The 14,419-nt window shown below is 58.4% G+C and carries 14 protein-coding genes and 2 pseudogenes; 11 read left to right on the top strand and 5 right to left on the bottom strand.

Annotated elements, in window-relative coordinates; genetic code table 11:
• Position 1: 1 nt before the first annotated feature.
• The 4 genes from JFU04_RS20390 to JFU04_RS20375 all read left to right on the top strand — a co-directional run bounded on the left by JFU04_RS20390 (position 2) and on the right by JFU04_RS20375 (position 2,622).
• Positions 2–250 carry a hypothetical protein gene (locus JFU04_RS20390; RefSeq protein WP_201145592.1) on the top strand — a complete coding sequence of 83 codons (249 nt, stop codon included), beginning with the start codon at positions 2–4 and terminating at the stop codon, positions 248–250.
• 15 nt (positions 251–265) lie between these two features.
• Entirely contained in the window at positions 266–517 is a 252-nt protein-coding gene (locus JFU04_RS20385) for a hypothetical protein (RefSeq protein WP_201145590.1), read from the top strand.
• Between the two features lie 972 nt (positions 518–1,489).
• Positions 1,490–2,377, top strand: coding sequence for a ParA family protein (locus JFU04_RS20380; protein WP_201145588.1), 888 nt, complete (start codon positions 1,490–1,492; stop codon positions 2,375–2,377).
• On the top strand, positions 2,374–2,622 hold the full coding sequence (locus tag JFU04_RS20375) for a DnaB-like helicase N-terminal domain-containing protein (RefSeq protein ID WP_201145586.1): 249 nt from the start codon (positions 2,374–2,376) through the stop codon (positions 2,620–2,622). The genes JFU04_RS20380 and JFU04_RS20375 overlap by 4 nt, the downstream gene beginning before the upstream one ends.
• 103 nt (positions 2,623–2,725) lie before the next feature.
• Here the strand turns inward: JFU04_RS20375 and JFU04_RS20370 are convergent.
• From JFU04_RS20370 to JFU04_RS30700, 3 genes and pseudogenes are all read right to left on the bottom strand, one after another.
• Positions 2,726–3,033: pseudogene (locus JFU04_RS20370) on the bottom strand (TIGR03745 family integrating conjugative element membrane protein).
• 92 nt (positions 3,034–3,125) lie between these two features.
• Positions 3,126–3,263, bottom strand: coding sequence for a TIGR03758 family integrating conjugative element protein (locus JFU04_RS30340; RefSeq protein ID WP_240435260.1), 138 nt, complete (start codon positions 3,261–3,263; stop codon positions 3,126–3,128).
• Between the two features lie 97 nt (positions 3,264–3,360).
• Positions 3,361–3,444 (bottom strand): annotated as a pseudogene (locus JFU04_RS30700) (RAQPRD family integrative conjugative element protein); the annotation flags it as partial.
• A gap of 430 nt (positions 3,445–3,874) precedes the next feature.
• Here JFU04_RS30700 and JFU04_RS20355 point away from each other — a divergent pair.
• From JFU04_RS20355 to JFU04_RS20345, 3 genes are all read left to right on the top strand, one after another.
• On the top strand, positions 3,875–4,474 hold the full coding sequence (locus tag JFU04_RS20355; RefSeq protein WP_201145584.1) for a histidine phosphatase family protein: 600 nt from the start codon (positions 3,875–3,877) through the stop codon (positions 4,472–4,474).
• A gap of 420 nt (positions 4,475–4,894) precedes the next feature.
• Complete coding sequence (locus JFU04_RS20350) at positions 4,895–5,356, top strand: hypothetical protein (protein WP_162946119.1); 462 nt, start codon at positions 4,895–4,897, stop codon at positions 5,354–5,356.
• A 390-nt stretch (positions 5,357–5,746) separates the two neighbouring features.
• Positions 5,747–6,205 (top strand): Hsp20 family protein, encoded by a 459-nt coding sequence (locus JFU04_RS20345; protein WP_065904350.1) that lies wholly within the window; start codon positions 5,747–5,749, stop codon positions 6,203–6,205.
• Positions 6,206–6,286: 81 nt separating this feature from the next.
• On the opposite strand, the gene JFU04_RS20340 is transcribed toward JFU04_RS20345, so the two are convergent.
• Together JFU04_RS20340 and JFU04_RS20335 are read right to left on the bottom strand one after the other, a co-directional pair.
• Complete coding sequence (locus JFU04_RS20340) at positions 6,287–6,946, bottom strand: 4-carboxy-4-hydroxy-2-oxoadipate aldolase/oxaloacetate decarboxylase (protein ID WP_226939943.1); 660 nt, start codon at positions 6,944–6,946, stop codon at positions 6,287–6,289.
• A 14-nt stretch (positions 6,947–6,960) separates the two neighbouring features.
• On the bottom strand, positions 6,961–7,830 hold the full coding sequence (locus tag JFU04_RS20335) for an NAD(P)-dependent oxidoreductase (RefSeq protein ID WP_201145582.1): 870 nt from the start codon (positions 7,828–7,830) through the stop codon (positions 6,961–6,963).
• Between the two features lie 172 nt (positions 7,831–8,002).
• On the opposite strand from JFU04_RS20335, the gene JFU04_RS20330 reads away from it, so the two are divergent.
• The 4 genes from JFU04_RS20330 to JFU04_RS20315 all read left to right on the top strand — a co-directional run bounded on the left by JFU04_RS20330 (position 8,003) and on the right by JFU04_RS20315 (position 14,415).
• A complete protein-coding gene (locus JFU04_RS20330) occupies positions 8,003–8,656 on the top strand; it encodes a GntR family transcriptional regulator (RefSeq protein WP_106803106.1) in 654 nt (217 codons plus the stop codon).
• 186 nt (positions 8,657–8,842) lie between these two features.
• Entirely contained in the window at positions 8,843–10,168 is a 1,326-nt protein-coding gene (locus tag JFU04_RS20325) for an MFS transporter (RefSeq protein ID WP_106803107.1), read from the top strand.
• Between the two features lie 99 nt (positions 10,169–10,267).
• Positions 10,268–11,332, top strand: a complete 1,065-nt coding sequence (locus JFU04_RS20320; RefSeq protein WP_201145580.1) for a hypothetical protein — start codon at positions 10,268–10,270, stop codon at positions 11,330–11,332.
• 53 nt (positions 11,333–11,385) lie between these two features.
• Positions 11,386–14,415, top strand: a complete 3,030-nt coding sequence (locus tag JFU04_RS20315) for a porin (RefSeq protein ID WP_201145578.1) — start codon at positions 11,386–11,388, stop codon at positions 14,413–14,415.
• The last annotated feature ends 4 nt before the right edge of the window (positions 14,416–14,419 follow it).

Below are 14,419 nucleotides of genomic sequence, written 5' to 3'. Positions count from 1 at the left end.
GATGATCGATTCAGCTACAGGGCAGCGCGTTGTTGTAGTGGTTGACAGGGAGTATGGCCCCTATGTCCGCGTTCTTGACGCGGACGATGGTGGCGCTCTCGAAGATGTACTGGACGATGACTACGTGCTCTATTGGCCACAAACCCCAAAAGATTTTCAAGAGACGGGGGCCAGAGAGTATTATTTTGGATGGGCTGTTGATGTTGAAAAATTGCAAGAACGCATAGACAGCATCGGCTTAAATTGGTAGACACAGGTGGACTAGATGATTGACAGGATTTCGGGTGAAAGAGTTGTTGTCTTAATTAGTGAGGAGTACGGCCCTTATTTTCGTATTTCTGGACAGAGTGAGCCTGAATGGCTGAAGGCAATACTTGAGGGGAAGTATTATTTGCCTTACTGGGTGTCTAAGGTACCAAGTCTGGATGGTGAGGGCATGCTTGAGTATTTTTTTGGGTGTGCAGCGGATCAGCAAAAATTGCAGGCGATCGTAGATAAGATTAATTTTGAGGGGTGAGATTCATGGAAAGACTGGAAGTCACCCCTCGCCGCGGAAAAATGGCGAATGTACTAAAGTCGAATAAACCGTCAGAGGTTCTGCTCAATATGTCTCAATTGGGTCAGGATACTCACCTACCTCAGACGATTGCTCTGAGACCGGCTGAGGCCTGTTCGAATGCTGCGTAGCTTGGGTCTGCGGCGGAGACAAAATCACCATGGCAATCCGGTGGGGCAACACGCAAACGCGAAAGGTTTGAATTTTCAGGGCCCAAAATTCCCCCTATTCGGTTTTTCACCGATCCATTACCGCACGATCAGAAACTATCACATGCATGCCTTCTGAAACAATTGCGAGTAATGTTCTGCTTCCTGGTGCCACCGCTCCACATTCATCCGGACCCCTCCTCGGTCCTCATCCCCACCTTTGCCGCCACTCGTACTGTTGGGTGGGCGCTCATCTCTCGCGGGTGTCTTCGGACATTGGTGGTGACAGTTTCGGTAGCAACTTCAGAGCCGCATTGATAAGTGAGGCCAGCAATATGGCCATGGCCTGGCTCCAACTGGCTTGGTGATAACGCCATTCGTTTTCAGACGGAGGCGTCCGAAAAGGTAGATCATTGATACGGCTCGTGGGGCTCCGGGTAGCTGACAACGACCGTCTCCTTTTCTTACAGACCATTTATTTTCCCAGCTTTGACAAGCCAGCCCAACCCGACTAACTTTCCTGGCGTGACGCATTCATGCGACCCACGCTATGCAGCAACCCCATCTCTCCACCACTTTTTTCGTGGTCCCTATGTGCCTAACAGCTAGCAAATGACTGTTAATCATTGGGTCCCTGGTTCGAGTCCAGGTCGTGGAGTCAGACGTTGAGAAAAGCCTGCAGAGATGCAGGCTTTTTTGGTTCAGGGCGTTTACTCCTGACAATCAGCCTATAGCTTGACCTTTATGAAGCTGTCTCTAATCCTTCGATTCAGAGGCAAGCAGTATGAAAATCGCAGCAATTGTTTCAACCAAGGGCGGACCGGGTAAAACCACGGTAGGCGCCAACCTAGGTGCGTTCTGCGCCGATGCAGGTCTTCGAACCCAACTTATTGATCTCGATAATCAGCCGTCGCTGTCGTCTTTCTACGCGCTTTCGCATGAAGCGCCAGGGGGCACTTATCAACTGATCGCGAATAATGAGACCCGGGCCGAACAGATCATCTCCCAGACCTGCATTCCCAATCTCTCGCTGATTCACTCCAATGACCCGTTCAACCAGTTGAGCAATCTGCTGTTGCACGCAGCTGACGGCCGTCTTCGTCTCAAAAATTTGATGCCGGCATTTGAGAGCGACTTTGATCTGATTTTGATCGACACCCAGGGCGCGCGCTCCATCCTCCTGGAGATGGCGTTGCTGGGCGCCAAAATGGCTATTTCTCCCATCACGCCGGATATGTTGACTGCTCGAGAGTTTCACCGCGGGATGCTCCAGCTCTACCGAGATCTTGAGCCATTGGCAGCGCTTGGTGCTGTAACGCCACCGCTGAATGTGGTGATCAACAAGCTTGACGCAACGAATGATGCAAACCTGATTTATCAATCTTTAGCCGAGACTTTTTCGGACCATGCCCAGGTTCAGATGGTCCGCACAACAATCCCGGCGGCGGTGAGTTTTCGTCGTGCTGCCACTGAAGGTATTCCCGCTCACCGATTGGAATATCGGCTGCCTACACATCGCCGTTCACCAACCGCGTTCAAGGTCATCAAAGACCTCTCTATGGAGCTGTTTCCCGAGTGGCGTTTGAAGTTCGAAGCGCTGAGTGAAGAGCGGCTGAGCCAGAACGTGTCGATGCTATCGAAGAGGGCAACGCTAGGGAGAGCGGCAGTATGAGCGTGCTTGATTTAGCCCAGCCTCATTCAGTTGAAGCCGAGCAAGGCGTTCTCGGTGGCCTGATGCTCGACAATTCCACGTGGGACCTCATTGCAGACGTCATTACCGCGGACGATTTTTTCAGGCGTGATCATCGTCTGATTTACCATGCGATCGAGAAGCTTGCTGTGCGCGGTTCACCGATTGATGTGGTAACCGCCCCCGAGTCATTGGACGAGCCAGATGAAGTAGGAGGCCTAGGCTAAGCCTCAAGACAATAATGGGCTGGCGGTTCAGCCGCGTGGGTAGGAAGCGCAAAGTGCCGTCAGGCAGTTGCTGATCTCAGTCTCTTATCATTGAGCGTCCGCCTCACAGCACGCTTGTGCCTTTGGTCAGCAGCCAGATGATGATCACCAGGAGTAGGGCGCCCACACCGCATGTCAATCCGAATTGCACCCAGGTTTTCTTGCCGCTTTGCAGTTAGGAATAGGTCCCGTAGGCGTGGTACGCCACACCGCAGAAGGCCGCTGCGGCAATGGCCAGGGCGATAAGCCCTACGATGTCGAACCATGGTTCTGTAGCGTTTGGATAATACCGTTGCCTTCACCTCGGCTGGGGGCCTCCATTTGTGGAAGCGCCGCGTGAGTGCCGGCAGACACAGCGGCGGAGCAGATCATGAAGTAGAGCGAGAAGCGGCGAGCGAGGTTCTTGAAGATAGGGCGAAAATGCATGGTGTGCCTCCAATGGCGATGTGAACGTTGTTGCTGCATCAGTGCAGTAACAGGAATGTGAGCAGGATGTAGATCAGAGTTACCTTCACTGTCAGGCCAACGAACTTCGCCTGTGAAATCTGGCCCGTCGTCCAACCGCGATAGCCGCTACCGAGCGCCCAAGCGGCGAAGACCAAGGCACTAGCCAGACCAAACCGATTAAGAGAGTGGTGCTTTGCTGTGGTGTGAGCCCACCTAAAGCCCGAAACGCGACGAGCTGCTGTTGGCTCATGCTCATGGCTGTGAAGCGCTTGGCCGAGTGTAGTGACCGGTCAACTCGGGCGAGATACGAGGTTGAGCGCGAGATGGCGTCAGGTACTCGTGATGCCTTGGCGCATCAGGTCGATGTCAGCCGAAAAGCGAGGATAGTCGAATGTGCGGCCCCGCGTATCCCAATGATTCAATGACTAACAGTGAGGCTGTGGTTGATGACCAGTTGACTGTCGCCACAGCCCGTACCGAAATTGAGGGACGTTGTCTTCGGACAACAGCCCTGGTCTACAGGGTTTCGGCGGCAGTAGGGGGGGCGATTTTCGCACCCGCAGGCTGATGCGAAAAAATTATGATCCCCTCGGGAATTTATACCAATAGTTTTGGTAACGATCAGGTTCTGCGCTCTTACAGCGCTTATATGTTAACTGCTTCGTAAGCGTCTGGAGAATACACCTGTCCCAAAACCCCGTCTTGGTGTGTTCACTGGCGATGGAAAGGTACAATCTATCTCTTATATTTCGCTGAGACGGATTTCATGCATTTATACATCGTGCGGCATGGTGAAACCTGGGCTAATGCCGAACATCGATACCTTGGATCTCTTGATCCAGAACTTACCGCGCTGGGCCGCCAGCAAGCTCAAACGCTTTGCGAGCAATTGCCCGCAAGCCTTGATGTACTTGTCGTTTCTCCACGCCTCAGGGCGGTACAAACCGCGAGTATTCTGAACGAACACCTCAAGCTCTCGCCTGAAATAATGGACTGCTTCAGAGAGCGGGATGTCGGCGTTTTCGAGGGTTTGACCCAAGGCGATGCCAAGAAGCGCTATCCGCAACTCTGGTCGCAGAACATCACTCGACTTTGGGATGCTGGGCCGACCGGTGGTGAGTCGATCTCTGACGTTGTGAAACGAGTGCGAGACGGTTTAGCTGAGCTGGAATCTAAATATTCCTCCAAAACTGTTTTGCTTGTAGCACACGGCTTCGTTGCAAAAGTAGTCAGAGCACTGGCCATAGGAGACTTTTCAGACTTCTACGAATGGCAGCTTTCAAACGGTAACATGCTGTTTTTGCAAAGCTTCAATATGCCTACACAAGATCTTGAAACTCTGAGGCGCTCTCTACCCATAGCGTGATGTGGGCTGCTGCCATTTTGCGGCAGATTCCCGCTGCGGTGAGTTTTCGTCGCGCTGCAACAGAGGGCGTAAGCGTCCTTTCAATGGTGATCTACGAGAGTGGCTGGGCAAACAACGTTCGCGCCTCTCCAGCAAGAGTAATTGAGATCAGCAAAGGGGTAATGATGTGTGGGGCTTTCATTGGCTGCATCAGCAGGCAGTGCATGCTGGTGTGTTCATTTAGGAAAGGTACACGGTATCAAACCGCACAGGTATGCGCACCAGACAAACTGGTATGGAAAGACTCGGGTTTATTGATTTTTATTCATTTTGAGAGGCGCGCTGACTTAGTTAGAAGACAAACCTCAAGCTAAAGGCAATGTGGTCGATATCGAGACGTTCGTAAACCTAACGTGTTGATTTGGAAGGGAGACCAAGCTGTTGAGTGAATCATTTAGATATTTCCATATTGGTGCAACTGTCCTAGGCGGTATAGGCGCAGCTGTTATGTTGATCGCCATACGTGACCCAAAGACTCCCAAATGGATGGATGTGGCGGCGTCAATTCTTCTGCTTCTGTGGGCGGCGCTTTTTTTGGGGATGGTTCAGAGTATTTTGGGGCTCTTGCCGGACTCTTCTATAGAGGACAAGGATCTCAGAGACCAGTATCAGGTCGCGCTGTATTTGATCCCGTTTTTTAGCGCTGGGCTCGCGACCAATCTGTTGTCAAACGTCATTCTTAGCCAGCGGGATTACAACGGTACGATGTCATTTTTCGAGGCCGCACAAAAGACGCTTTGGGCGATCTGGATGTGCTTTCTTGTCAGCACATTGGTTGGGCTAGTCCTGTATGTCTTCTACAAGAAGGTCAGGAGTAAGGAAGGGTTCTCGACCCTAAGCTAGCGAATCTCTTCGAGAAATCTTCCCGCGCAGGACCTTCGCACTATTATGAGTTTGCGAAGGTCTTACTGTGCTGACCCACTGAGAGACCTCGTCGACTCGAAAGGTCGATATTCGTGCTGTCAGAATATTTAACGATTTGGGCCGCGATTCGTGGAGCTGAGACAGGAGATACATCCACTTATTTGGCCTCACTTTTGTAAGGCAAGTAGATTCACCACCACCCTCGCCAGGTGGTCGAAATCAAGGCGCTGAATCCTCCGTCGAAGGGCCGCTGAAAAAATTTTCAGGGCGCCGCTTGAAATTTTCCCCCCTGAACCTATTTAGGTTTTACGCGATGCCGAAGACGGGTCGCGGCTCAAATCACTTGGAGAAAACTCAGGAGATTTTGCAATGGCTACTACGCTTTCGTTGGCCCCACTGTTCCGCCACTCCGTTGGCTTTGATCGTTTCAACGACCTTTTTGAATCGGCGCTTCGCAGCGAGGCCGGTACGACCTACCCACCGCACAACGTCGAAAAGCACGGTGATGATCACTATCGCATTGTCATCGCGGCTGCCGGCCTGGTGGAGGACGACCTGGACATCCAGGTGGAAAAAGGTGTGTTGACCGTCGCCGGCGGCAAGCGCGAACACAATGAGGGCATCACTTACCTGCACCAGGGTATCGCCCAGCGGGCATTCCGTTTGTCGTTCCGCCTGGTCGACCACATCGAAGTGCAGGGCGCGCAGCTCGCCAATGGCCTGCTGAGCATCGACCTGCTCAGGGTGGTGCCGGAGGAAGCCAAGCCGAAACGCATCGCGATTGGCGGTGCTGCCAAGGCCGATGTGAAATCCATCGGCGAGCAGTAAGGTGAAATGAATAAAGGCGCTCCTTGGAGCGCCTTTATTCTGCCTGGCGATTGACCGTCATTAGCGGCGAATCGGCCGACCTCAACGCATCCCGAATTTTTCCAGCGTCGGCGCCAGCCCCAGCAGATCCACGGTGCTTTTGCCGGCTTCCAGCCCCGCACGGATGCCATCTTCCTTGTCCTCGCGATTGCGGCTCAGGCGAATCACTTCCTCGACCCGTGACTGCTCCACCACCACCAGGCCGTCGCGGTCGCCGACAATAATGTCGCCTGGGTTGATGTGCACGCCGCCGATTACGATAGGTACGTTGACCTTGCCCGGTTGGCACTTGTTGGTGCCCTTGATGCTCAGGCCGCGCGAGAAGGTCGGGAAGCCCATTTCGATGATGGCGTTGGCGTCACGCACGGCGCCGTTCATCACCAGGCCGACGATCCCCAGTTTCTGCGAGGCCAGGGTCAACAGGTCGCCCCAGGGCCCGGCTTCCATGAAGCCCTTCGCGTCCACCACCAGCACATCGCCGGGCTTGGCCTTGGTCAGGGCGTAGTGGATGGCCAGGTTGTCGTCGGGGCGGCAATCTACCGTCAGGGCCGGGCCGGCCAGGCGCAGGCTCGGGTCGACCGGGCGCAGTCCGCTGTCCAGCGCGCCTGTCTGGCCCTGGGCTTCGTGGATGGTGGCGGTGCCCAATTGCTTGAGGGTGTCGAGTTGGTCTTGGGTGATAGGCATGATGCTTTCCGTTTTTATTGAAGGTCGGTTTTTCAGGCGGCAGGGGTGTGGCGGCCCAGCCAGTCGAGTGCCTGGTCGAGGCTGGGTTTTTCTTCGCTGATCGGCTCAACCGCCAGGCCCTGGCTGCTGTGGCTGAAGCGCTGGCGCACGCCACCGAGCACGCTGCTGGCGATGCCCAGCGAGGCGAGCTGGCGCTCGGCGTCTTCGACTTCGTGCAGGCGCCGCGTGGCATGCACCACATGGGTCGACACGAGCATTTCGAGGAAGGCGGGCAGGGGCGCCTGGTCGATATCGGCCAGCACTTCGTACAGCGCCCCCCGCAATTGCTGGCGCTCGGCGGCCAGCAGCACTTCCACGGCCAGGGCCTCCATGCCTTTGGTGAACACGCTGCGCAGGATCTTCAGGGTGATCGCATCCCCCGGCTGGCTGGCCGGCAGGGCGCGTGCACGGGCACCGGCCGCGTTCAACAATTCGACCAGCGCATCGGCCTTGGCGCCGGCACACAGCAGCGGGGTCTGTTCGCGCAGGTAGGCAATGGCGCCCATGATCGCCACGTCGACGTAATCGATCTGTTGCTGTGCGGCTTCCTCTGCAGCGATCCGTTTGCGTTCGGGCGCGGCGGTGGTGAGGTCGGCGAACAGGGCGCCGGGCTTGAGGTGCGCCAGGCATTCGCGGGTGACCTCCAGCGACTGGGTGCCCACCACGCAGGACAGGACGCAGTCCGAGTCAGCCAGCCACGCGCCGATGGATGAGTGGATCGGCACGCCGATGTTATCCGCCAGTGTCTGCGCTGCCGGGGCAATGCGTTGCTCACACAGCAGCAATTGCGCCGTGGTGGTATTGGCCAGGGCCTGGGCATAGCAACGGCCCACTTCGCCGAGCCCTACGATTGTTATTTTCATGTCGCCTCCGGATTCAGGTGGCAATACAATTAAAATACAATTTAGCCGATTGCAAACGATTTTTGTACAAAGTGCCTGCAGGGTGCCCAGGCGCAGGTGACGAAATCGACTGCTTGCATGGCGGGGGCGTCCACGGTAGAACCGCTGAAATTCAAATGATCAGAAGGGAAAAATGGCCAACGATCTCATCTACGAGACCTTGCGCAACCGCATCATTGCCGGCCAGTACGAGCCCGGCACGCAGCTCAAGGAAGAACCGCTGGGCAAGGAGTTCGGCCTCAGCCGCACGCCGGTGCGCGCGTCGCTGAAGAAGCTGGTGGACGACGGGTTGGCCGTGATCGAGGCCAATCGTGGTGTGTTCGTGGCCGGCTGGACCCAATGGGATCTGGAAGAGATGTTCAGCTTTCGCGAGCTGCTCGAGCCCCATGCGGCAATGCTCGCGGCCCAGCGTGCGACGCCACAGGACGTGGCCGAGTTGCAGCGTATCAACGAGCAGATGGCAGCTGCCATCGCCGGCAAAGGCGCGGATGTGACCCTGCGTGTGCAGGAAGCCAATCGGGCGTTTCATGGCCAGGTGCTGGAGATCGCGCGCTCGCAACGGCTCAAGTCGATGCTCGCCACCCTGATCGACATGCCGGTGATCACTCGCTCGTTTTTCCTCTACCGTCCGGCGGACCTGGAGCGCAGCCTGCAGCAGCACCTGGACATCACCTACGCCATCGAGCAGAACGACGGCGAGCTGGCCCGGCACGCCATGCAGACCCATATTCGCATGGCCTACCTGCGCTTTATGGCACGCCGCAGCGAGTCGCCCGTTCGTCGATAAAAAAATACAAAACTAAAACAATATGCGTTAGAGTCGGCGCCACGAGACCGGGCAATGACTCCTGCCTGAGATTCACAAGGACCCGAAGAAACACCTGACGTGAGGCTTTCAACACGCCTCAGCGGGAGCCTGCACCCCGGATTCGGCACACACGGCACATTCCAATAATAAAATCAGGTATCCCGTATGAGTATTCAGGACTCCACCACTGAAAAACCGTCGCGTTTTCGCTGGATCGTCGCTGGGCTGTTTTTCCTCGTGTACACCGTGGCGTCGGCCGACCGCGCCAACCTCGGCGTGGCCTTGCCGTTTATCCGCGAGGAATACCCCATGACCAACGCCGAGGCCGGGGCGCTGCTGAGTGTGTTTCTGCTGGCCTACGCCCTGGCGCAGATTCCCTCGGGCTTTGCCTCCAGCCGCTTCGGGGTGCGCAAGATTTTCTCGTTTTCGATGATTGCGACGTCGGTGTTCACTGCGCTGATGGGCACGGTCAATTCGGTGCTGGCGCTGAAGATCTATCGCTTTGCCCTCGGCGTTGCCGAAGGCCCGCTGCCGATTGGCATCGCCTCGACGATCAACCAGTGGTTCCCGGCGAAAGAGAAGGGCACGGCCACCGGTATCTTCCTAGCGGCGGTCAAGTTCGGCCCGGTGATCGTGCCGCCGTTATGCGTGGCGATCGTGGCGATGTGGGGCTGGCGCGAAATTTTCTACATCTTCGCCGTACCGGGGATTTTGCTGTCCATCGCCTGGTATTTCCTGGTGGCCAACCAGCCCGCGCAAAGCCGTTTCGTGAACGCCGGCGAGCTGGCGTATATCACCGATGAAAGCAACAACGTCATCACCCAGAAAACCGCAGGCGCCCAGCGCCACTTCAAGCGCCTGGATACGTTTATCCGGGTCCGGCCGGTGGCGCCGATCGCCACCAGTCGTGGCCTGTTTCGCTCCTGGAACGTGGTCGGTTGCGCGCTGAGCTACAGCTTCCAGGTGGGCATCACCATGGTGCTGTTGTCGTGGATTCCCACCTACCTGATGACGGTCAAGCAGTTCTCGATCATGCACATGGGCTTTGTCTCGGCCGCACCGTGGGTGGGCGCCATTTGCGGCAACCTGCTCGGCGGGATCCTGTCCGACCGCGTGCTGGGCAAGCGGCGCAAGCCGGGGATGATGCTTTCGGCGCTGGCCACGGTCGGCACCATGTACGCCCTGATCAATTCACCGAATGACCCCACGCTGTATGCCGCGCTGTTGTTCCTCACCGGCACGCTGATCAGCATTGGCTACTCCTCCTACATGGTTTACCCGATGGGCCTGGCGACCAAGAAGACTTTCCCGATCGCCAGTTCCATCGTCAACATGGGCGGGCAGTTGGGCGGCGCGGCAGCACCGTTCCTGGTGGGTTTACTGCTCGACAGCTATGGCTGGTCCCAGGTGTTCCTGTTCATGGCCATCGGCTCGTTCGCCAGCTTCCTGGTGCTGCTGACCATCGCCGAGCCGGTGCCGGTGAGCGAATGATTGTCATATTTTTAAAGTATCCAAACCCCGTTATTTAGATATTTTTCATAGGTGGACGGCACTGATAGGCTCGTAAAAAAACAAGAGAAGTGCCCGGTCATGTTTATACGCCTGTCCACCTCCATCAAACCCTTCACCACCCTGCTGGGCACCCTGGCCCTGATGGGCACGCTGACCAGCTGCGCCAAGGTCGATGTGCACACCGAAAGCGTCGACAAGCCTGAGGCCGATGCGCGCCAGGTGCTGCGCCTGGGCCATGACGGCAATGCCTACCCGTTCCTGGTCTACGCCAACGCCGACCTGTACAACCCGCCCAGTTCCATCGAACGCGCCGTGGTGATCCTGCATGGCGTGCAGCGTGACGGCGACGAGTACTTCAAGACCGGCCGCAAGCTGCTCGGCAATGCGCACCTGCAGAACACCAGCACACTGCTGCTGGCGCCGAATTTCCTCACGCCGACCGACTCGGGCATCAGCGATGACATGCCGCTGTGGCCACGCGACAAGTGGATGCACGGCATCGATTCGCAATACGGCCACAAGGGCATCCCGGCGTTCCAGGTGCTGGACGATCTGGTCGCCTATTTGTCCGATCGCCAGCGTTATCCTGCGCTCAAGGAAATCGTAATGGTCAGCCACTCGGCGGGCGCGCAGTTGATGCAGCGCTACGCGGTGATGAATGACCTCGACGGCGGCCTCAAGGCCCGTGGCCTGAGCATTCGCTACGTGGTCGCCAGCCCGTCGAGCTACGTGTATTTCGAAGACAGTCGCTTGCAGGACGGCGCGTTCAAGCCGGTCGTGACCATCATGTGCCCCAGCTACAGCCGCTACCGCTATGGCCTCGACGGCGCGCCGGCGTACCTGCTCAAGCAGCAACTGACCAGCCGCCAGGTGTTTGCCCGCTATGCCGCGCGCGACATCACCTATCTGGTCGGCGCCCAGGACAACAACCCTACCAGCCGTGTGCTGGACAGCTCCTGCGGGGCCAGCTACCAGGGCGCGACACGGCTGGATCGCCAGTTGAACTACGTGAGCTACGAGCAGTTCCTGGCCAGCCAATGGCAGATTCCCTTGCGCCACCCCCAGCACACGATCCCGGGGATCGGCCACAACGCGGCACGCCTGCTGGGTGACAAAGCCGTCGCGCGGATGCTGTTTCCCTGAGTTCAACGCTGCTGCCTGACGCCGCGTCTCGATAAAAACAATAAGAGCATTGTATGAGCCAACCTCTCCCGAATACCCGGGCGCCTCGCGCCTGGGGGCCTGGCGCGTTGTCGCTGCTGGCCGCTGCCCTGATCGCCGCCCATGCCCAGGCCGATACGCTGCCATCGTCCGGCACCCTGTTCGATAACAGCCGCTCGGTGCTGCGTCCCACGGACAACGCCCAGCCGGCAGCGCCCGGCAGTGTGCACATCGAAAGCCAGCGCGATGAGCCGGCGCCCACAGCCAGCGCCTCGACCTTGCAGTTGCAGGTCAAGCGCTTCGTGGTGAACGGCAATCGCGAACTCAGCGATGCCCAGTTGCAGGCCGTGCTGCAACCCTATGTGGGCAAGACCCTCGGCCTCGACGGCCTGCGCGAAGCCGCGGCGCAAGTCACCGCGCTGTATCGGGCGCGGGGCTACCTGGTGGCGCGGGCGTATCTGCCGGCCCAGGACATCCAGGACGGCCAGGTCATCGTGGGCGTTTCCGAAGGGGTGATCGGCCAGGTCAGCACCTTGCCGGACGCAAATGTGCGCCTGCGCCCCGGTGTGCAGCAGCAGTTCGTCAACGCATTGCCGACCGGCACGATCATCCGCGAGCAGGACCTGGAGCGCGTGCTGCTGCGCCTGTCCGACATCACCGGAGTGTCGGTGCACGCCATCCTGCGCCCCTCGCAACAGCCGGGCGCGGCCGACATCGTGCTCAAGCTCAGCGAAATGACCGCCTGGACCGCCCGCGCCGCCATCGACAACTACGGCAACTACTACACCGGCACCAACCGCCTCACCTCGAGCGTCAGCCTCAACGATGCACTGGGGATTGGCGACAGTTTTACCGTCACCTCGCAGAACTCCTTCGAAGGCCTGGACATCAAGGGCGTCGGCTACCAGCAGCCGCTCGGTGCCACCGGGATTTCGGTGGGCGCCAACTACGCCGAGCTGGAATACAGCATCGGCAAGAACCTCAAGGGCCTGGATGCGGACGGCACCGCCGAGGTGTCCTCGGTGTTTATCAACAGCGCGCTGCTGCGCTCGCGCGACAGCAACATCAGCTTTAACCTGGCCGAGGATCACCGGCGTTTCGAAGACTCGGCCGGCGGTTTTACCGTGAACAAATCCGCGGTGTTTCGCAGCGCCACGCTGTACGGCAACTGGCGCGATGACTGGCAGGGCAACAATGCCTGGAGCCTGGCGTATGGCATTGGCGACCTGAATAAAAACACCCCAGCCGACGCCGCGCTGGATGCGCTCACCGCCAATGCTGCCGGTCGCTACAAGAAGGCCAATGCGAATTTCAGCCGCCTGCAGTACCTGGGCAACGGCTACTCCTTGTTCGGTTCGTTGACCGGCCAGTGGGCCGACAAGAACCTCGATTCTTCGGAAAAACTCAGCCTCGGTGGCCCCAACGGCGTGCGCGCGTATCCGGTCGGAGAAGTGGCTGGCGACGAAGGGCTGCTGGGCCGCCTGGAGCTACGCAAATACTTGGGGCGTGTGTCCGGGGCGATTGCCGAGGGCACGCTGTTTGCCGACGCTGGTAAGGTCACGGTCAACAAGAACCCGTGGGACAACAGCGAAAATACCCTGACGCGCTACGGCTATGGCGTGGGCCTGAACCTCTATCACCGCGACCTGGTGATGAACGCCAGCCTGGCGTTTTCGCCGGGTGAAGACCCCACCAGCGACGACCGCGCGGCCAAGCGCCTGTGGTTCTCGATCTCCGGTTCGCCGCAGGCGTTTGCCGGCTTGGCCAGCGACATCGGCTCCAAGGGCGAAGACTTCGAGGTAGCCGAGACCGACACGGTGTTCTACGGCAGCATCGGCATCGTCCCCGAATACGTCGACCGGCGTGGCGCGACCTCGGCCGGGCCGAACGACCAAAGCCGGCTGGCCACGCCCAACGGGCGCAACATGGCGAGCTTCTGGCGCGCCCGCGACAACGTGTCGGCCATCGGTGTGCACGGCGGCTACGGCCTGAGTGAAGACTGGAAGCTGCTGTGGCAACTCGAATACGGCATCTCGATGAACTACACCGAGAGCAACGATGACTCGGTGGTGAAATCCGCGTCGCCCAGCACCAAGTTGCGCAACACCGGCGCGGCCTTCAATAACGGCGACTACGGCACCTTGCTCTACGGCGTGTGGGACATGCCGATGAAAGAAGCCACCACCAGCCTCGACCCGTTCAACGGCAAGACCAGCGCCGCGTACTTCAACATCATCGGCTCGCCGGGTTTCAGCGCCGGCTTGTCCACCAACGCCAACGGCCCGCAAAGCTACAACGACACCTCGGTGAATGGCGACGCTGCGTTCAACCGGCGCCAGGCCGGCGTGGTGCAGTACTGGACACCGGAGTGGAACGGCCTGCAGCTCAAGCTGGCCTACTCGAACAACGGCATGAGCGCCGCCAGCGACGTCGACAAGGGCTATATCTACGGCAGCAGCCTGGTCTGGAACTACCGGGGCTTCACCGCCGTGGTGGCGGCCGAACGGCACATCAACTACTTCGGCATCACCAACCTGAGCCGTAACGCGCGGGGCGTGGGCAGCAGTACGCATGTCACCGACGGTACCTCCTCGGATGACTTCAGCTTCCGCTACGGCCTGGCCTATACCTTCGGCAACACCACGTGGTCGGCGATTGCCGATGACCTGTCGTACTCCGAAGACGGCGTGATCAATAACAGCACCACCTCCAGCGATCTCTCCGAGTACCGCCGTCGTGCCTACCTGCTCGGCGTGTCGCACAAGATCGGCGCCTGGCGCCTGAAGGCCAGCTACGGCAAGGCGCTGGCCGGCAAGTGCGAAATGATCCGCGCCACCGCCGTCGACTGCGACACCCATGGCATGGGCGCCACCCAGTACGCCATCGGCGCCAACTACAAGCTGACCAAGAACATCGATGTGTTCAGCCAGTACGTGCTGCTCAAAAACAACTCCCTGGCCAACTACAACTTCGCCTTGACCGGGGTCTACGCGGCCAGCGGTTACTCGCCGGGCGTGGGCACCACCATCAGCGCCATCGGCACTGGCATCAACTATTCGTTCTGAGGAG

Origin of the sequence: Pseudomonas sp. TH21, from assembly GCF_016651025.1 — a bacterium.
Lineage (GTDB): Bacteria > Pseudomonadota > Gammaproteobacteria > Pseudomonadales > Pseudomonadaceae > Aquipseudomonas > Aquipseudomonas aylmerensis.
This window is presented reverse-complemented; position numbering and strand designations above follow the sequence as displayed.